The sequence below is a fragment of the Paenarthrobacter aurescens genome, assembly GCF_041549525.1.
GTDB lineage: Bacteria > Actinomycetota > Actinomycetes > Actinomycetales > Micrococcaceae > Arthrobacter > Arthrobacter aurescens.
On record NZ_CP157456.1, the window covers coordinates 2,314,360 to 2,333,149 of the forward strand.

The 18,790-nt window shown below is 60.9% G+C and carries 16 protein-coding genes; 5 read left to right on the forward strand and 11 right to left on the reverse strand.

Annotation, left to right across the window (positions count from 1 at the left end; genetic code table 11):
• Positions 1-55: 55 nt before the first annotated feature.
• Together aspS and hisS are read right to left on the reverse strand one after the other, a co-directional pair.
• Positions 56-1,849 (reverse strand): aspartate--tRNA ligase, encoded by a 1,794-nt coding sequence (gene aspS, locus ABI796_RS10690; protein WP_174754542.1) that lies wholly within the window; start codon positions 1,847-1,849, stop codon positions 56-58.
• Positions 1,850-1,958: 109 nt separating this feature from the next.
• Positions 1,959-3,308: a histidine--tRNA ligase gene (hisS, locus tag ABI796_RS10695; protein ID WP_141283595.1), complete on the reverse strand. Its 1,350-nt coding sequence runs from the start codon at positions 3,306-3,308 to the stop codon at positions 1,959-1,961.
• A gap of 205 nt (positions 3,309-3,513) precedes the next feature.
• On the opposite strand from hisS, the gene ABI796_RS10700 reads away from it, so the two are divergent.
• From ABI796_RS10700 to ABI796_RS10710, 3 genes are all read left to right on the forward strand, one after another.
• Entirely contained in the window at positions 3,514-4,308 is a 795-nt protein-coding gene (locus ABI796_RS10700) for a peptidylprolyl isomerase (RefSeq protein ID WP_174754543.1), read from the forward strand.
• 66 nt (positions 4,309-4,374) lie between these two features.
• Entirely contained in the window at positions 4,375-5,970 is a 1,596-nt protein-coding gene (locus ABI796_RS10705) for a DUF349 domain-containing protein (RefSeq protein WP_141283596.1), read from the forward strand.
• Between the two features lie 102 nt (positions 5,971-6,072).
• Positions 6,073-6,681, forward strand: coding sequence for a hypothetical protein (locus tag ABI796_RS10710; RefSeq protein WP_141283597.1), 609 nt, complete (start codon positions 6,073-6,075; stop codon positions 6,679-6,681).
• A 24-nt stretch (positions 6,682-6,705) separates the two neighbouring features.
• On the opposite strand, the gene ABI796_RS10715 is transcribed toward ABI796_RS10710, so the two are convergent.
• The 9 genes from ABI796_RS10715 to pdxT form a co-directional block, all read right to left on the reverse strand.
• Positions 6,706-9,099 (reverse strand): bifunctional (p)ppGpp synthetase/guanosine-3',5'-bis(diphosphate) 3'-pyrophosphohydrolase, encoded by a 2,394-nt coding sequence (locus tag ABI796_RS10715; RefSeq protein ID WP_141283598.1) that lies wholly within the window; start codon positions 9,097-9,099, stop codon positions 6,706-6,708.
• 167 nt (positions 9,100-9,266) lie between these two features.
• The gene (gene secF / locus ABI796_RS10720) at positions 9,267-10,262 is read right to left on the reverse strand and encodes a protein translocase subunit SecF (RefSeq protein ID WP_141283599.1); all 996 of its coding nucleotides are present in this window, start codon (positions 10,260-10,262) and stop codon (positions 9,267-9,269) included.
• Positions 10,262-12,013, reverse strand: a complete 1,752-nt coding sequence (secD, locus tag ABI796_RS10725) for a protein translocase subunit SecD (RefSeq protein WP_141283600.1) — start codon at positions 12,011-12,013, stop codon at positions 10,262-10,264. Before secD ends, secF begins: the two co-directional genes overlap by 1 nt.
• 114 nt (positions 12,014-12,127) lie before the next feature.
• Positions 12,128-12,511 carry a preprotein translocase subunit YajC gene (gene yajC, locus ABI796_RS10730; RefSeq protein WP_174754544.1) on the reverse strand — a complete coding sequence of 128 codons (384 nt, stop codon included), beginning with the start codon at positions 12,509-12,511 and terminating at the stop codon, positions 12,128-12,130.
• A gap of 142 nt (positions 12,512-12,653) precedes the next feature.
• A complete protein-coding gene (gene ruvB, locus ABI796_RS10735) occupies positions 12,654-13,730 on the reverse strand; it encodes a Holliday junction branch migration DNA helicase RuvB (protein WP_141283602.1) in 1,077 nt (358 codons plus the stop codon).
• Positions 13,723-14,367, reverse strand: a complete 645-nt coding sequence (gene ruvA / locus ABI796_RS10740) for a Holliday junction branch migration protein RuvA (protein WP_141283603.1) — start codon at positions 14,365-14,367, stop codon at positions 13,723-13,725. Before ruvA ends, ruvB begins: the two co-directional genes overlap by 8 nt.
• Positions 14,368-14,481: 114 nt before the next feature.
• On the reverse strand, positions 14,482-15,060 hold the full coding sequence (gene ruvC / locus ABI796_RS10745; protein WP_141283604.1) for a crossover junction endodeoxyribonuclease RuvC: 579 nt from the start codon (positions 15,058-15,060) through the stop codon (positions 14,482-14,484).
• Positions 15,061-15,121: 61 nt separating this feature from the next.
• Positions 15,122-15,877, reverse strand: coding sequence for a YebC/PmpR family DNA-binding transcriptional regulator (locus tag ABI796_RS10750; RefSeq protein ID WP_141283605.1), 756 nt, complete (start codon positions 15,875-15,877; stop codon positions 15,122-15,124).
• A gap of 3 nt (positions 15,878-15,880) precedes the next feature.
• Positions 15,881-16,582 carry a pyridoxal 5'-phosphate synthase glutaminase subunit PdxT gene (pdxT, locus tag ABI796_RS10755; RefSeq protein ID WP_141283606.1) on the reverse strand — a complete coding sequence of 234 codons (702 nt, stop codon included), beginning with the start codon at positions 16,580-16,582 and terminating at the stop codon, positions 15,881-15,883.
• A gap of 101 nt (positions 16,583-16,683) precedes the next feature.
• On the opposite strand from pdxT, the gene ABI796_RS10760 reads away from it, so the two are divergent.
• Positions 16,684-18,015, forward strand: coding sequence for a Mur ligase family protein (locus ABI796_RS10760; RefSeq protein ID WP_141283607.1), 1,332 nt, complete (start codon positions 16,684-16,686; stop codon positions 18,013-18,015).
• Complete coding sequence (locus tag ABI796_RS10765) at positions 18,012-18,788, forward strand: type 1 glutamine amidotransferase (protein ID WP_141283608.1); 777 nt, start codon at positions 18,012-18,014, stop codon at positions 18,786-18,788. The genes ABI796_RS10760 and ABI796_RS10765 overlap by 4 nt, the downstream gene beginning before the upstream one ends.
• Positions 18,789-18,790 lie beyond the last annotated feature (2 nt).

Consider the following 18,790-nt stretch of genomic DNA (forward strand, 5'->3'; position numbering starts at 1 on the left):
TTGTTGGTGGGACGCCAAAGGCCCTCCACCGTGATGGAGAGCCTTTGGCCGCCGTTTATTCGGAGGTTTTTTCCGTCTTGGCTGCGGGCTTGGACTCCGGCTTGAAGTCGACGCCCGCTTCCTTGCGCTGCTGCGGCGTAATCGGTGCCGGTGCAGCGGTCAGGGGGTCGTAGCCGTTACCCGACTTGGGGAACGCAATGACATCGCGAATCGACTCGACGCCGGCAAGCAACGCCACAACGCGGTCCCAACCCAGGGCCATTCCGCCGTGCGGAGGTGCGCCGTACTTGAAGCCCTCGAGCAGGAAGCCGAACTTGGTTTCGGCGTCTTCCTTATCCAGGCCCATGAGCTGGAAGACGCGTTCCTGCACTTCGCGCTCGTGGATACGGATGGAACCGCCGCCGATCTCGTTGCCGTTGCAGACGATGTCGTAGGCGTAGGAAAGGGCCGACTCCGGGTCTTTATCGAACGTGTCCATAAATTCAGGCTTGGGCGAAGTGAAGGCGTGGTGCACAGCCGTCCACTGGCCCCCACCTACAGCAACGTCACCGGAAGCTACAGCCGCGGCGGCGGGCTCGAACATGGGAGCATCCACGATCCAAACGAACGCCCAGTCGTTGGGGTCGATCAGGCCCGTGCGGTGACCGATTTCAACGCGGGCAGCACCCAGAAGGGCCCGTGCCGCGGACTTCTCCCCGGCAGCGAAGAAGATGCAGTCTCCCGGCTTGGCACCAACAGCGTCCGCCAAGCCTTCGCGCTCGGCCTCGGTGAGGTTCTTGGCCACCGGGCCAGCCAACTCGCCATCTTCCTTGAAGAGCACATACGCCAGGCCCTTGTGCCCGCGCTGCTTGGCAAATTCCTGCCAGCCGTCCAAGGTACGGCGTGGTTGGGATGCGCCACCGGGCATCACCACGGCACCGACGTAAGGGGCTTTGAAGACGCCGAAGTTGGTGTCCTTGAAGAACTCCGTGAGTTCGGTCAGTTCAACACCAAAACGCAGGTCCGGCTTGTCCGAGCCGTACTTGGCCATGGCGTCCAGATACGTCATTCGCCTGATGGGCGTGGGGATCTCGACGTCGATCAGCTGCCATAGCGCCTTGACGATTGCCTCGCCAAGCTCAATGACATCGTCCTGGTCCACGAAGCTGGCTTCGATGTCCAGCTGGGTGAATTCCGGCTGGCGGTCCGCACGGAAGTCTTCATCGCGGTAGCAGCGGGCAATCTGGTAGTACTTTTCAAAGCCGCCCACCTGAAGGAGCTGCTTGAAAAGCTGCGGTGACTGCGGAAGGGCATACCAGGACCCCGGAGCCAGACGTGCTGGAACGACGAAGTCGCGGGCGCCTTCCGGCGTCGAACGCGTGAGCGTGGGAGTCTCGATTTCAACGTAGCCACGCTGGTGCAGCAGTTCGCGGGCAACGCGGTTTGCTTCCGAACGCAGACGCATGTTGCGGGCAGGGCCGGGACGGCGGAGATCAAGGTAGCGGTGCTTGAGGCGTGCTTCCTCGCCAACCTCCACGTGCTCGTCGATCTGGAACGGAAGGGGGTCGGAGGTGTTGAGGACGACCACCTTGTCTGCCATGACCTCGATCTCACCGGTGGCAAGGGCAGGATTCTCATTGCCTTCGGGACGCTTGTTGACCGTACCCGTCACCTGCAGTACGTACTCGTTCCGCAGGCCATGGAAGACCTCTTCTTCCCGAACAACCACCTGGGCAACACCGGACGCGTCACGCAGGTCAACGAATGCAACGCCACCGTGATCACGGCGGCGCCCCACCCAGCCGGCCAGGGTAACGGTTTGTCCAATGTGCTCGGAGCGAAGAGATCCGAGGTCATGTGTGCGCAGCACAGCATTCCTTTCAGCATGAAATATAGAGGGACCGTTGCAAAGACGATCCCGTCCGAGTTTACCTGTCCCGGCCAAGGCTCCTGCCACAGCCGGGGATCAATGGGGCGCCTTAGCCGGCGGTGGTGACCCGGACGTGCAGATCCTCGTCAGCAGGCATCCAGCTGGCAGGATCCGCATCAACCTGTTCACCCGTTCGGATGTCCTTGACCTGGTGCTTGCCGTCGTCGTCGGTAAACCACACGAAAGGAATACCGCGGCGGTCGGCAAATTTGATTTGCTTTCCGAATTTCTCCGCCTTGGCGGCAACCTCGGTGGCAATCCCGCGGCCACGCAACTGGGCTGCAACATCCTGCGCCGCAGACCAGCTGTCATCTGAGTTCAGGGCGATCAATACCGCCGTGGGCACCGACCGTGAAGCGGCGGCCAGTTCCTGGCTGAGGATGCGGGACACCAGCCTGGTGACACCGATGGAAAGGCCGACGCCGGGGAACTTGCGGTTGCCCTTGCTCGCCAGAGCGTCATAGCGGCCTCCCGAACAAATGGATCCCAACTGCTCGTGGCCCACAAGCACCGTCTCAACAACGGTACCTGTGTAGTAGTCCAGGCCACGGGCGATGCTCAGATCCGCGATCACCTTGCCGGGGGCGCGCAGGACTGCCGCCTGGATGACCTGCTCAAGTTCGTTCAGGCCTTCTTCCAGCAGATCATCCTTGACCCCGAGCGCGCGGACACGATCCACAAAAGAGGTGTCTTCAGTACGGATTGATGCCAGCTCAAGGGCAAGGCCGGCCTGTTCATCCGTGGCTCCGAGCTCACTCTTGAGCAGTTGAGCTACTTTCGCGGCCCCGATCTTCTCCAGTTTGTCGATACTGCGCAGCACTCCGGCGGTGTCTGTGAGTCCAATGCCCCGATAGAAACCTTCGGCCAGCTTGCGGTTGTTGATCCGAAGCCGGAAATCAGGGATGGGCAGGGCGCTCAGTGCCTCAGCGATCACCAACGCAATTTCGACGTCGTAACGGAACGGCAGTTCGCCGTCGCCCACAACATCGATGTCCGCCTGGGTGAACTCGCGTGCCCGGCCCTCCTGCGGCCGCTCACCACGCCAGACTTTCTGAATCTGGTAACGGCGAAAGGGAAATGCCAGGTAGCCGGCGTTCTCCACCACGTAGCGGGCAAAAGGGACGGTGAGGTCGAAGTGGAGGGCCAAGGCGTTGGGGTCTGACTTGTCCGATTTGGCGTCCTCGCCGTCCTCGTCCTGAAGCCTGCTGAGGCCATAGACCTCTTTGTCGATCTCGCCCTTGCGCAGCAGCTGGCCTACGGTTTCCACGGCACGTGTCTCAATGGAGGAAAAGCCATGCAGTTCAAAGGTCTTCCGCAAGGTATCCAGCACATGTAGCTCCACCAACCGCTCCTGGGGAAGCCACTCGGGGAATCCGGACAGGGAGGCGGTACGTGCCATGGTGGAAAGTCTCCTCGAAAAAAGCTGACGCTGGCATGGCACCGCAGCTTTAAACGCCCTTTCGGCGTTTACAGGGCGGGCGTCCAGCCGGTCATGCATAAACTATGTGCGGCAGCCAGTTTATGCTTTCCGCGCGTGCACATCTAATGCAGCATGCCCGGTTCCTGTAGGCAGCCATCGAAAGTGGACACAATCAGGAGGACTCTTGGCAACAAGATCGCGGGATGACCGCGAAGCGAAACGGCGCATCAGGCAGATGGAAGCCAAGCGTGCCCTGCGGCAGGAACAGGGCAAGCGACGCAAAAGGGACAACACCATCGCCGCGACTGCAGCCGGCGTGGCAGTGGTCCTGGCCGTGGTGCTGCAATTGACCGTCTTCAGCTCCAATCCCACCGAGGCGGAGTTCGCCGCAGCAGAAGCCGGGCTCAGTTCTCCCTCCGCTTCACCGGCGGCATCGAACAGCGCGGACATACCCAGTGCCGAAACGGCCGCCGGAAAGACCTTTACCGGTGAGCTCGCGTTGAACGGCGGAGTGCTCGGCATGGAACTGAACGGAACCGCAGCTCCGCAAGCGGCCGCAGTGTTCAAATCCCTTACCGACGCCAGCTACTACAACGGCGCCTTCTGCCACCGGTTAACTACCTCGGAAACGTTCGGCCTCCTCCAATGCGGCGCCAAGTCCGAGGACGGCGCGGATGACGCCAATTACCGCTGGGGGCCGCTGGAAAATACTCCCGCAGACAACAAGTACCCCGCCGGGACAATTGCCGTGGCGCGTACCGGCAACAATGCGTACGGCAACGGACACCAGTTCTTCATCGTCTACAAAGACACCACCATTCCGGCTGACCAGGCCGGCGGCTACACGGTGGTGGGCAAGGTGACCAGCGGCCTTGACGTTGTGACAAACATTGCAGCGGCAGGCCTCAAACCCGGTGAAAACGCCAACGACGGCGCCCCTGTGGCACCTGTCACGATAGACTCGTTTTCTCTGAAGTAACCAGCTCCAGGCCCGGCCCCGGGTGCATTACCTGAGCAGTTCCCTCCAAGCGAAAGACTTTTAGCGGTGACAGACAGTCAGAAATCCGACGAAACAGCAGTAGTGGCCAACGAAGAAGCAGTTGAGGCAACCGGCACCAATGGTTCCGGCACGCCGGCTGCGGTGCAGGATGCTCCGGCGAACGAGGCTACTCCAGCTGGCGAAGCATCTCCGGCCGGCGAAACAACTCAGGCAAACGTGGCAGCGCCATCTGAGGGTGAAAACCGGGAGGAACCGGCGGCCACAGCTCCTGCAGCACCGTCCTCGCCCCGTCCCGCGCCGTCTGCAGCGCCGTCTCCTGCAGCTTTCGCGGCCCGTCCCAAGGCTCCGGCCGCCGTCGTCCCTGCCGCCCCGGCGGTTTCCGCAGCGTCCCTCGCTGAGGCAGCCAAATGGGGACGTGCTGAAGGTGACGGCCATGTATTCCTGACCCTTGACGGTGAAGAGATCGCCGTGGGCCAATACCCGGGCGTCAGCACCGACGAAGCACTTGGCTACTTTGCCCGGAAGTTCGACGACGTGATTGCCCAGGTAGTCCTCCTGGAACACCGGGTAGAGTCCAAGGCTCCTGCCACTGACATGCAGAAGACAGTCACCCACCTGCGTGAGCAACTTGCTGAACGCAACATGGTGGGAGACATCCGGGCTGCCGAGGCCCGCTTGGACGCATTGTCGGCCCAGATCGTTGAGCTGGAAAAGTCGGAAAAGGCTGCCCATGAGGCTGTGCGTGCCAGCGAACTCGCTGCACGCGAAGCAATTGTTGCTGAAGCTGAAGCCATTGCCGGCCAGGATCCTGCGCAGATTCAGTGGAAGACTTCCAGCGCACGAATGAACGAGCTGTTCGAAACCTGGAAGGCGGCGCAAAAGAGCGGAGTCAGGCTCGGCCGCAGCAACGAAGACGCGCTGTGGAAGCGCTTCCGTTCTGCTCGGACGGTATTTGACCGTCACCGCCGCGCGTACTTCTCCCAGTTGGACAGCAACAACTCCGCTGCAAAGTCCGCCAAGGAAGCCCTGATCGCAGAGGCCGAAGCGCTCTCCACCTCTACTGACTGGGGATTCGCAGCCGGCGAGTACCGCAGGCTGATGGACCAGTGGAAGACCACCCCGCGTGCAAGCCGTAAGGACGATGACGCACTCTGGGGCCGTTTCCGCGCCGCCCAGGACGTTTTCTTCAGCAACCGCCAGGCAGCCAATGACCAGATTGACCAGGAATACACGGCCAACCTGGTTGTGAAGGAACAGCTGGTGGCTGAGGCGCAGGCGCTGCTGCCCATCAACGATCTCAACGCCGCCAAGAAAGCCCTCCAGTCCATCAGGGACCGATGGGAAGAAGCCGGCAAGGTTCCCCGCGCCGACATGGGCAGGATCGAGGCCGGGCTTCGCAAGGTTGAAGATGCTGTCCGCGAAGCTGAGGAAGAGAAGTGGCGCCGGAGCAACCCGGAAACCAAGGCCCGCACCAACAGCGCCTTGTCACAGCTTGAGTCCGCAATCGCAGGCCTCAAGGAAGATCTGGAGAAGGCGGAAAAGGCCGGTGACCAGCGCCGCATTAAGGCTGCCCGCGAAGCCCTGGAAGCACGTCAGGCGTGGCTTGACCAGATCCAGCGCTCCGCCAGCGACCTCGCCTAGGGGTCTTGCGGGCTCGTAGTTTCCTGCAGGCTCCGTCCGGGTTATCCACATAACCGGGACGGAGCCTGTACTCGTAGGGCGGCCGCACGGAATGATCAGTGAATGGTTCCCCCCGTCACCGCCCCGCACCTGCAGGAGCCGGTCTTATCCGAGCTCTACTCCCCCAGCCGCATCTTTTCGTGGAACGAGCTTCAAGGCATGGCATTCGATGGCATCCTGCTGCCCCTCTACGGGATGAGTTACGCCTCTCCCGGTGTAGCCGTCACCCACCGCCTCAGAGCCCGCGCAGCTGCCCTGACAGTCCCGGAACGCATCCGGACCAAGGTGGTTGCCGGACGGCTGACAGCAGCGTGGATCTACGGTTGCGCCAAAGCCCCCGAGCATTTGTCGCTCTTGGTTGACGCCAAGCACCGCATCTCCAGCCTGCGGGGAAGTACAGCATGCAGCCTGCACGAGGTCCGGCTGGGTCAGATGGATGTGGTGAGCCTTGGAGGAATGCTGGTCAGCAGCCCGCTCCGTACCGCCGCGGACATCGCCCTCCACGTCGAGGCGGACCGCGCATTGCCGGTGCTGAAGCGTCTTTTGGCGCGCGAGGAGCTCGGCATCAAACTCCGGCTCCTCATTCTGGCCGTCGAAGCCACCCCGAGGGTCCCTCATAAAAGACGTGCCTTGGCCACCCTGGCCCAGCTGGCCTCATCGGAACCCTTTTAGCTGCGCCTTCCTAACTGCGCCTTCCTAACTGCGCCTGCGGTTTCCAGTGGTCCGATAGACGTCGAAAACCCCGTCGATCCGGCGGACCGCGTTCAGAACGTGGTGCAGGTACTTAGGATCACCCATCTCAAATGCGAACTTCGAAATAGCCACCCTGTCACTGGAAGTGTGAACAGATGCCGCAAGGATGTTGACGTGGTTTTCGGACAGGATGCGGGTCACATCGGACAGAAGGGATTTCCGGTCCAAGGCCTCCACCTGGATCTCCACCAGGAAGACGCTTGACTGGGTGGGCGCCCATTCCACTTCAACAATTCTGTCCGGTTGGTCACGAAGCCCTGAGACATTGGTGCAGTCGGTACGGTGAACGGAGACTCCTGAACCACGGGTGACGAACCCCAAAATGGGATCCGGCGGAACCGGGGTGCAGCATCTGGCCAGTTTGACCCACACATCGCCCACACCCCTGACAATGACGCCGGAGTCCGAGAACTTCGACTTCGCCACTTGGGTGGGAATGCTGACTTCATCGAGGTCTTCGTCGGGCGTCTCGTGTCCGCCCAAGTGTTCAACGAGCTTCTCCATGACCGATTGGGCCGAGGTGTGGCCGTCACCCACACCGGCGTACAACCCGGAGATGTCAACGTAGTGGAAGTCTTCGGCCACGGCAGACAGGGCATCATGGGTCATCAGACGCTGCAGGGGCAGGTTCTGCTTACGCATGGCCCTGGTCAGCATGTCCTTGCCGCGTTCTATCGCTTCCTCGCGGCGTTCCTTGGTGAACCACTGGCGGATCTTATTGCGGGCACGAGCCGACTTTACAAAGTGCTGCCAGTCCTGGCTGGGCCCGGCTCCTTCTGCCTTGGAGGTGAAGATCTCAACCCAGTCGCCGTGGTTCAGCTCGCTGTTGAGAGGAACCAGTTTGCCGTTGACACGGGCGCCAATGGTCCTGTGGCCAACCTCCGTATGGACGGCGTAGGCGAAGTCCACCGGCGTAGAACCGGCCGGAAGGGCCATGACCTCGCCCTTGGGGGTGAAAACAAAAACTTCCCGGGCGTTGATCTCGTAGCGAAGCGAGTCCAGAAATTCTCCGGGATCGGAGGTTTCCTGTTGCCAGTCAACCAGCGACCGCAACCAGCCCATGTCGCCATCACGCGGGCTGCCGGGGCCCTGCGCGGTGCGATTGGGCTGGTCCTTGTACTTCCAGTGGGCTGCGACGCCGTACTCTGCACGCCGGTGCATCTCATGGGTGCGGATTTGGATTTCCACCGGCTTGCCGCCGGGGCCAATCACTGTGGTGTGCAGGGACTGGTACATGTTGAACTTGGGCATGGCGATGTAGTCCTTGAACCGGCCCGGAAGCGGGTTCCATCGCGAATGCAGGGTCCCCAGTGCGGCATAACAGTCACGCACCGAATCAACCAATACCCGAACGCCCATGAGGTCGTTGATGTCGTCAAAGTCCTTGTCCCGGACGATCATCTTTTGGTAAATCGAGTAGTAGTGCTTGGGCCGGCCTGTGATGGTCGCCTTAATCCGCGCTGTTCGAAGGTCATCGGCGATCTGGTTGCGGATGACGCTCAAACTCTTTTCCCGCTCAGGCGTCCGGTCACCCACCATCCGTACGATTTCTTCGTACACCTTGGGATAGAGCGCCGCGAAGGAGAGGTCTTCCAATTCCCATTTGATGGTGTTCATACCCAGGCGATGGGCAAGGGGTGCGAAGATTTCCAGCGTTTCGCGGGCCTTGCGCGATGAAGACTCCGCGGAAACGAAGCGCCACGTGCGCGCGTTATGGAGACGGTCCGCCAGTTTGATCATCAGCACGCGGATATCTTTGGCCATGGCAACCACCATTTTGCGCACGGTCTCCGACTGCGCCGCTTCACCAAAACTGACTTTGTCCAGCTTGGTGACGCCATCTACCAGCATGGCCACTTCGGGGCCGAAGTCCCGGGTGAGGTCAGCCAGCGTATAGGGGGTGTCCTCCACGGTGTCGTGCAGCAGCGCAGCTGCCAGGGTTGTCCCGGTCATGCCAAGCTCGGCCAGGATGGTGGCCACAGCCACCGGGTGGGTGATGTAGGGATCACCGCTCTTGCGCTTCTGACCCTGGTGGCTCTGCTCTGCCACCGCAAAAGCGCGCTGGATCAGATCGAAGTCCTCTTTGGGGTTATTCGCCCTCACTGTTCGCAGCAGTGGTTCCAGGATGGGCGAATACGGTGCTATCCCGCGGCCGGTCAGGCGGGCAAGCCGGGAACGGGTGCGTTCCCTCCGCCCGGGGAAGGTGGGACGCGCGCCGGGAGCATCGATTGGAACCGCCGCTGCAGTACGTCCGGGCACGCTTGTTACCGGACCTGCCACAGCCTTGCGGCTGTCATCCCCGCCCGCCGGTGGTGCCGACGTCGCACGTTCTTCCACAGAAGTACCCCTCACAACCGATTTAATTCTCCCAGTCTATTCCCGCAAGTGAATGCTTCTGCAACCGGGCAGCACATGACGATGACACAGGCAAGTCAAAGAGCCGGCCTCCGCACTGGTGCGGAGGCCGGCTCGCGGCAAAACTACCGGGACAGTTCAGGGACTGTTCAAGCCTGGACTGCTGCTTCGTTCCTGCGATGGGCAACCTTCTTGGCTTGCTTTACAAGCTCAGGCTCGCTCTGGCGCAACCATGCGTAGAGCGGAGCTGCGATGAAAATCGTTGCAGCGGTTCCGATGAGGATGCCCACGAACAAGGCCAGGGAAAGATCCCGCAGCGTGCCTGCACCCAACAGTCCGGCACCTATGAAGAGGATTGCCGCAACAGGGAGGATGGCCACCATCATGGTGTTGATGGAGCGGACCAGGGTTTGGTTGACAGCAAGATTAACTTCTTCGCTGAATGTACGCCGTGTTGACGTTGAAATATCCGCGGTGTTTTCCCGGATCTTGTCGAAGACAACCACCGTGTCATACAGCGAGTAGCTCAGGACGGTCAGGAAGCCGATGATCGCCGACGGCGTGACTTCAAAATCGCTCAGTGCGTAAACGCCCGCCGTGGTGAACATGGTGACGAGCATGCCAACAAGTGCTGACAACGACATTTTCCAGGTCCTGAAATACAGCGCCATCAGGACAGCTGCCAACCCAACGAAGACCACCAGGCCAATGAGGGCTTGACGCGTAACATCCTGTCCCCAGGTTGGCCCAACGAAGTTGGACGTCACCTCGTTTTCCGTCACGCCGTAAGCGCTGGTGAGGCCATCCTTGATCCGGTTCGTCTCGTCATCGGTCAACTGGTCCGTTTGAATGCGCATGGTGTTGCCTGCCACGTTGGCAACACGCGGGATGGCTCCCGGCACAACATCATGGACGGCTTTCTCACCCAGTGCGGCATCTGTGGTGCTCACGTTGGAAACGGTGAACTCCGAGCCACCCCGGAACTCGATCCCGAGGTTGAAACCGCCCTTGGCGACCGGAACCAGAATGGACAGAGCCACGGCGACCGCAGCAATGACAAACCAGATTTTCTTGGAATTGACAAAGTTGTACGAACGCTTGCCCGTGTAGAGCTCATGGCCGAAGGTTGCGAAGCTCGTGGTCATTACTTCTCCTCCTTGGTGCCGTTTGAAGTGCCAGTGAGCTGGCCCTTCTCGGCAAGGCGCCTCTCGGCGATGGTCATGCGACGTTCGGCCTCTGCGGCCGCACCGGTGTTGCGCGGGCGGACCACCGAGGGCTTTTCGGCAGGCGTGCGAAGTCGTCCGGCGCCGCGGTAGAGCGGAACAGCGCCCAGCCGGTCAGGAGAAAGACCCGAGAAACGGTGGCCTTCACCAAAGAACTTGGTGCGCGCGAGAACCTGCAGCATGGGGTGGGTGAACATGAACACCACCAGGAGGTCAGCCAGCGCAGTCAGGCCAAGAGTAAAGGCAAAGCCCCGGACGTTTCCAACAGCGACGAAGTAGAGAACCAGGGCTGCCAGAAGGTTGACGGCCTTGGACGCCAGAACGGTACGCTTTGCCCGCTTCCAGCCGTTCTCCACGGCAGAGACCAATCCACGTCCTTCACGGAGCTCATCTCTGATGCGTTCGAAGTAGACAATGAACGAGTCCGCGGTCTGGCCGATAGCCACGATCAGACCGGCCACACCGGCCAAGGACAGACGGTAGTTTTCCGTCCATCCAAGGATGGCGATCGCCAGGTAGGTCAGCACGCCGGCCACCACAAGGGAAGCGATGGTCACCAGGCCAAGTGCCCGGTATTGGAAGAGCGAGTAGACAACAACGAGCAAGAGCCCGATCATGCCTGCCAGAAGCCCGAGCCGAAGTTGGTCACCACCGAGCGTGGCGGAAATTTGCTCCTGTGATTGGATCTCAAAGCTGATGGGCAGTGCGCCATAACGGAGCTGATCCGAGAGGGCCTTCGCGGACGCCTGGGTGAAGTTGCCAGTGATCTGGGGTTTTCCGTCAGTGATGACAGCCAAGGCCCGCGGCGCGGAGAGCACTTTGTCGTCCAGGACAATCGCGAACTGTGCCTTGGGATCATCAGTACCCTGGGCCTGAGCCGCAGCATAGAACTGGTTGAGGCGCTCAGTGACTGCCTTGAACTTTGCCGTGGCATCGGCGTTGAAGACAATGTTCACGCCCCAGGTATTGGTCACCGAACCCTGGGCACCCTGAACCTGGGTGAAGGTGGAATCGCTGATGTCCTGTCCCTTGACCTCAACGGGCCCGAGGATGTACTTGATGGCCGGAGTCTTGTCCGTGGCAGCCTCGCAGGTTACCAGCGGTTTGGCCGGATCCGAACGGTCGCGCTTTTCCGGTGAGGGGTTCACACAGTCGAGGGCTTCAAATTCCCTGACGATATCCGCAGTAACCCAGTTGACGTCACTGGCATTTGCAGGCTCCGCTGTGGGCTTGGGAAGCTGGTCCTCAGGGGTCCGCTGCTCCGCTGGCACAGGCGCCGGGTCACCATAGGTGATCACAGGACGGAAGTTCATATCAGCCGAAGCCTGGATCAAGTCGCGGGTTTCCTTCGACGGTGTTCCCGGAAGACTGACCACAACGTTCCGGCCCGACTGAGTGCTGATTTCGGCCTCGGCAACACCGGAGCCGTCCACACGCTGCCGGATGATGGCAACTGCCTGGTTGAGTTGCTCCTCATTGATCTCACTGGAACCCTCTACCCTGGGGGCCAGGATCATCTGGGTTCCGCCTTCGAGGTCCAGAGCAAGCTTGGGAGCCCAACTGGCATTGCCAGTTACTACTCCGCCAGCCAGGACGGCGGTCAATACAACGAAAATTGCTCCAAGCCAGGTCAGCACCCTGCGGGCTGAGTTTTTGGGGCCGGTCCGTGCCATTATCGATCTTCCTGTTATCGCCGGACAGCCGCCGGCCGACGCTGGTAAGCGTCCGCCGGCGGCTCTGGGCTGCCTTAGAAGTTGCCTTGCGCGGTGTCGCCGCGACTGACGGTGCTAGTTGTCCTTCTTGTCCTCTTTGTTGAGGCGCGCAATGGTCTCTTCCGGCGTCTCGACGGCGGCAGGCGCTTCGGTCTGCGCGGGGGTCAGGGAAGAAGCGTCGTCCGGGACAACCGGTGCCTCTTCGGGAGTAGCCTCTACCACCTTGGTGACAGCCTGGCGGTGAACCGTGGCCTGGTTGCCCGGGGAGAGCTCAATTACTACTTTGTTCTCGGCTTCGTCGATGGACACGATGCGGCCAAAGAGACCGAAGCTGGTCATGACGTCGACGCCCGGGGCAAACTTTGACTGCATTTCAGCCTGCTGCTGCTGGGTCTTCTTGTTGCGGCGGAACATCATGAAGACAAAGAGTCCAAGCATGACGAACAGCAATATGGTCATTGGATCCACAGGGAAGTTCCGTTCTGTACTTACGTTTTGGTTCACGGCAACGTCCCTGGCAGATCCGCAGAGCGGCATGGATCAAGGACTCGAACGTGCCGAGCGTCATACCAGTCTAGTGGGAAAAGCTGAACAGAGGGTGTTAACCGATGGTATCGACGCTTTCGGCGTGGTTTTCGTCCTCACCAAACAGCGCCAGCGTCTCCTGACCGAAGACTCCGGCCGGCACGGCGTAGCCAAGGTGGGTCCAAGCTGACGCCATGGCGATTCGTCCTCGCGGCGTACGTCCCAAAAGTCCTTCACGTACCAGGAACGGCTCAGCAACAGTCTCCACGGTTTCGGGTTCCTCGCCTACGGCGATGGCCAGAGTGGACAAGCCCACGGGGCCGCCGTTGAACTTGGTGATGAGGGCTTCGAGAACAGAGCGGTCAAGCCTGTCCAGGCCGCGCTCATCAACTTCGTACATGTCCAGGGCAGCTGACGCCGAACGCGCATCAATTTGATCAATGCCGTGAACCAAAGCCCAGTCCCTGACGCGGCGCAGGAGTCTGTTGGCAATACGCGGTGTTCCTCTGGACCGCCCTGCTATCTCCGTAAATCCCGCGGAGTTGACCTTCAGGTCCAGAAGCCCTGCTGAGCGCCGGAGGACAAGCTCAAGTTCTGCCACTGAATAGAATTCCAGGTGCCCGGTGAATCCAAAACGGTCCCTCAGCGGACCGGGGAGAAGTCCAGCCCTGGTGGTGGCGCCCACCAGCGTGAAAGGCGGCAGTTCCAAGGGAATGGCCGTTGCACCGGCGCCTTTGCCCACCACAATGTCCACGCGGAAGTCCTCCATGGCCATGTACAGCATTTCCTCCGCCGGCCTGGACATGCGGTGTATTTCGTCCAGGAACAGGACCTCACCCTCCGAGAGCGAGGAGAGGATGGCGGCCAGATCTCCTGCGTGCTGAATGGCCGGCCCGCTGCTGATGCGCAGCGGCGCGTTCATTTCAGCTGCAATGATCATGGCAAGGGTGGTTTTCCCGAGTCCTGGAGGGCCGGACATCAGCACATGATCTGCGCTGCGGCCCCGCATTTTTGAGGCCTCAAGGACCAGAGCGAGCTGCTTACGGACCCGGTGCTGTCCCACGAAATCATGCAGGTTTTTAGGGCGGAGGGCGGCCTCAATGACCCGCTCTTCCGGTTCCTCTCCCCCGCTGACGAGTGACTGCTCAGCCACGGCTGCCTACGCGGTTGCCTGCACGTGCGCCGTCCTGGCCAAGCCAGCGCAGCGTAGCCCGGAGAATCTGGGCCACGTTTCCTGCGTCCACGAGTTCCGGGGAATCAGCCATGGCTTTGTCGATGCTGCCATTGGCGTCCTTCTCGGACCATCCCAGGCTTGTCATGGCCGCCACAACCTGAGGCTTCCATTCGGCGTTGGCGGCGGCCACCGGAGCGGTGCCGGTACCCGTGCCGTGGGGAACCAGCTTCCCGGCAAGTTCCAGGACAATCCGGCCGGCCACCTTGGGACCGATTCCCGGTACCTTGGTGAACGTTTTGCTGTCACCGGTGTGCGCCGCCACCCGGATGGCCTCGGGTTCATGCACTGCCAGAACGGCCAGAGCCAAACGCGGGCCTACACCGCTGACGCTCAGCAGGACGTCGAAGACCTCGCGTTCGTCGTCGTCGGCGAAACCGAACAGGGTCAGTGAATCCTCGCGGACAATCATGGACGTGAAGAGCTTGGCCTCGGACCCTGTTTTGAGGTGGCTCAAGGTCTGCGGTGTGGCGAAGACGCTCATCCCCGCACCATTGAGGTCAATTACAGCGGTGGACAAACCAACGTGGGCTACGGTTCCACGGAGAAAACTGATCAAGACCCGGCTCCTGAATTACCGCCTGCTCCGTTGCCGCGGTACTGCTGTCAGTACTGCGGCCGGAGCGGACTATCCGAACATATCTACGAATACCCTAGCAAGGGGAGGCACCATTCAGCGTTTCCGGCGCGCTTTTGCTTCGGCGTCCGCCCATGCTTTCTGGGCAGGGGTAAGACCACCGCTGCCGTTCGCGGCACCCGCTGAGCCCATTCCACTGCCGGCACGCCAAGCGTGGGTCAGGGCCAGCGCCAGCGCGTCGGCGGCATCAGCAGGCTTTGGCGGCGCATCCAGGCGGAGAATCTTCGTTACCAGCTTGGTCACTGCATCCTTGTTCGACGTACCGCTGCCCGTTACTGCCGCCTTGACCTCAGAAGGTGTGTGCAGCGCAACGGGGATGCCGCGCCTCGCGGCAGCAACAATCACCACACCGGAGGCCTGGGCTACACCCATCACCGTGCTGACGTTCATCTGCGAGAACACACGTTCAACCGCCACGACGTCCGGGGTGTGCAGGTCCAGCCATTCATCAATGGCCTGGGCAATGACCAGCAGTCTCTTATCCAGCGTCAGTTCAGCAGAGGTGCCCACCACCCCCACGGCAACCATGGTTGCCCTGCGGTTTTTCTCGATGTCCACAACACCTATGCCGCAACGGGTAAGGCCCGGATCGACTCCCAATACGCGAAGAGTCAAGTCCGGGCCTTCCTGATGGCTGTAAAACGCTGAGTGTCTGACTGACGTGCTGCGTGGCCGTCTATTCGGCGTCGAGGGCGGCCTGAACTTCCTCGCTGAGGTCCGCATTGCTGTAGACGTTCTGGACATCGTCCAGATCTTCAAGGGCATCCACGAGCTTCATGAACTTCTTGGCGCCTTCAACATCCAGGTCAACCTGCATGGAGGGGACAAACTCGGCTTCATCGGTGTCGTAGTCGATGCCCGCCTCTTTCAGGGCATCGCGGATGGCCTGGAGGTCCGAAGGCTCGGAGTGAATTTCCCAGTTCTCGCCGCTGTCCTTGACTTCCTCGGCTCCGGCATCCAGAACCGCCATCAGGATGTCATCCTCACTGAGGCCGTTCTTGGGCAAGACAACAACACCCTTACGGGCAAAGAGGTAGCTCACGGAACCGGGATCGGCGATGGTGCCGCCGTTGCGTGAGATAGCAAGGCGCACCTCGGAGGCGGCGCGGTTCTTGTTGTCTGTCAGACATTCGATCAGCAATGCCGAACCCTGCGGGCCGCGGGCCTCGTACATGATCTCGGTGTAGTCCACCACTTCACCGGTGAGGCCTGCCCCACGTTTGATGGCGCGATCGATGTTGTCGTTGGGAACCGAAGTTTTCTTGGCCTTCGTGACGGCAAGTTCAAGCCCCGGGTTGCCGGCGAGGTCCGGCCCTCCCATGCGGGCGGCAACTTCAATGTTCTTGATCAGCTTCGCGAACGACTTTGCACGCCTGCCGTCAATGATGGCTTTCTTGTGCTTGGTGGTCGCCCATTTGGAGTGGCCTGACATGCTTTACGCTTCTCCTCTGATCATTCGAATAAAGAGTTCATGCACGCGTTTCTCGCCCGTCACTTCCGGATGGAAGGAGGTGGCCAGCAGTTGGCCGGAACGCACTGCAACAATTCTAGCCACTCCATGCAATGTGGCTGTGTGGCTGGCGTGGTCCGGATCAACCTGGGCAAGGACTTCCACGCCTGGACCCACCCGCTCCACCCAGGGGCCCCTTATGAATACCGCGTGGACGGGATCCACACCGGACTCCCCTGCGCTGAATTCGAGGCCTTTGAAGTCCAGATCCGTTTCAAAGGACTCCCGTTGACGCCCAAACGCATTCCTGCGGACCGTGATGTCCAGCCCGCCGAAAGTTTGCTGCGGATTTCCGTCCAGGTCAGTGGACGGGTCCGCAATTTCGTTGGCCAGGAGGATCATGCCGGCGCAGGAGCCATAGACAGGAAGTCCCTCCGCGATGCGCTTCCGGAGGGGGTCGCGGACTTCGAAAATCCTGGAAAGCTTGTCAATGGTGGTGGATTCACCGCCGGGAATGATGAGCCCGTCAATGTCATCGAGCTCTGACGGACGGCGAATACCTACGCCGACAGCACCAGCGGCTTCTACGGCGTGGATATGCTCACGGAAGTCGCCCTGCAGAGCCAGTACGCCGATCCGGAGTCCTGAACCCACGCGTGACGAAGCGTCGGAAAGGGGGTTGGTCATTGGACCATCATAGTGTCCAAGCCCTTCGTGGCGCTGCCCGCGGCTTCCCGCTGCTTCCGCCGTTCGGGGTTCCATGCCCTGACTGGGATATATTACAGAGCATGCTTTCCTTCAGCGTTCCCCTCGGCAAGCTGGTCCGCACACTGTCCCGGCTCCGGGGCGGAGGCTCAGCTTTTCCCGGCTTGGTGGTTGAGAAAATCGATCCCGGCTTCATGCAGCGAACGCTGGCTTCGCTCCCCCTCGGCGTAGCGGTGGTCAGCGGCACCAACGGCAAGACCACCACCACAAAGATGGTGGTGGAACTCCTTGAAAGCCAAGGCCTCAAAGTGTTCACCAACCGCAGCGGCAGCAACTTCACCCGTGGTGTGGCAGCGTCCCTGCTGGGCGATGTGGACTGGCGTGGACGGCTCGACGCGGACATTGCCATTCTCGAATTGGACGAGGCCCATGCCGTGCACTTCGTCAACAAAGTGGAGCCTCGGTACAGCCTCCTGTTGAATGTCCTGCGCGATCAATTGGACCGTTTCGGCGAAATCGATAAGACCGCCCGCCTGCTGGAGCACATCGCCTCAAAAACCTCCGGCACCGTTGTCCTCAACCGGGAAGATCCTCGCGTAGCCCGGATTGCCAGTGCCATCAACACCCTGGACGCCGTCCACCACCCCGAAGTCCGCTATTTCGGCCTCGACGAATCGCTGCGCAGTACGTTCCCCAACGATGACGAGATGCGAACCACAGGCATTGGCCCCTCGCCGTCAGGGACCTCTGTTGCCGCAGAAACCGGCGAGGATGTAGACCTGCCGGCTGCCGACGTCGTGCTTCGACGGGTAGGTGCCCAGGACGCAGACTTTGAGTTCGACGGCAAAACCGTCACCACATCGATGAAGCTTCGCGGCGTCTACAACATCTTCAACGCTGCCGCGGCGTTGTCCCTGGCGAGATCCATCATGGGAACGGGTCCAGTGGATACTCCCAAACTGGTGAAGGCCCTGGGGGAAGTTGCTCCCGCCTTCGGCCGCGGTGAAAGCCTCACGGTGGATGGTCAACCGCTGGAACTGGTGCTCGTGAAGAATCCAAGCGGTTTCCGGCTCGGGCTGAAGTCCTTCCCCGCCGGTGGTTATGCCACCATGATCGCCATCAATGACAACTACGCTGACGGCAGGGACATGTCCTGGCTCTGGGATGTTGAATTCGACTCCCTGCGCGAGAGCGGCGTGGAAGTCCTCACGGGGGTACGCGCCTACGACATGGCCCTCCGCCTGCAATACGACGACGTTCACTTTGGTGTGGTGGAGCCGGACATCACCGCAGCACTCCGGACCTTCATCGACGGATCGCGAGGCAAGCCCAAGCGCATTTTCTGCACGTACACTTCCATGCTCGCCATTCGCCGCGAACTGGCCAAAATCACCATAGTTGAGGTGGTCTCATGACTTCGGAAGCACCGCACACGCCGGAAGCACAGGCGTCGCCGGACAACCAGTCCAGCAAGGGGACAATCCGCGTTCTCCAGCTCTACCCGCGGGAAATGAACATCTATGGCGACTGGGGCAACGCCCTGGTCCTCAAGCAACGGATCAAGTGGCATGGCTACACCCCGGAGTTGCTTGAGTACAACGTGGGCGACGAATTCCCGGACGACGTCGACATCATTGTTGGCGGCGGCGGCCAGGACAGCGGCCAATTGGTCATTCAGGACGACCTCCAGGCACGCGCAGCCCGCCTCAAGCAGTTGGCGGACGAGGGCGCGCCCATGCTGGTCATTTGTGGCTTGTACCAACTTTTCGGGAAGTTCTTCAAGACCAGCACTGGCCCGGTCATTCCCGGCATCGGCATTCTTGACGTCGAAACCCACGGCACTGATGAGCGGCTCATCGGCAACGTGAGCATGAAGTCCACCGAGTTTGGCGACATCCTCGGATATGAGAACCACAGCGGGCAGACTACTCTGGGCCCCGGCGTCCAGCCACTGGGCACGGTAACAAAGGGAGCGGGCAACAACAGCAAGGACGGACATGAGGGCGCACGTTATAACAATGTTGTGGCGAGCTACCTGCACGGTTCCTTACTCCCGAAGAACCCGGCCATAGCGGATTTCCTCATCCGCACGGCTGCCGAACGCAAGTTCGGCAGTTTCGTACCGGGAACGCCCGACGACGAATACGCCCGCCTTGCGCGCGAACACGCAGCCCGGCGGCCAAGGTAGGC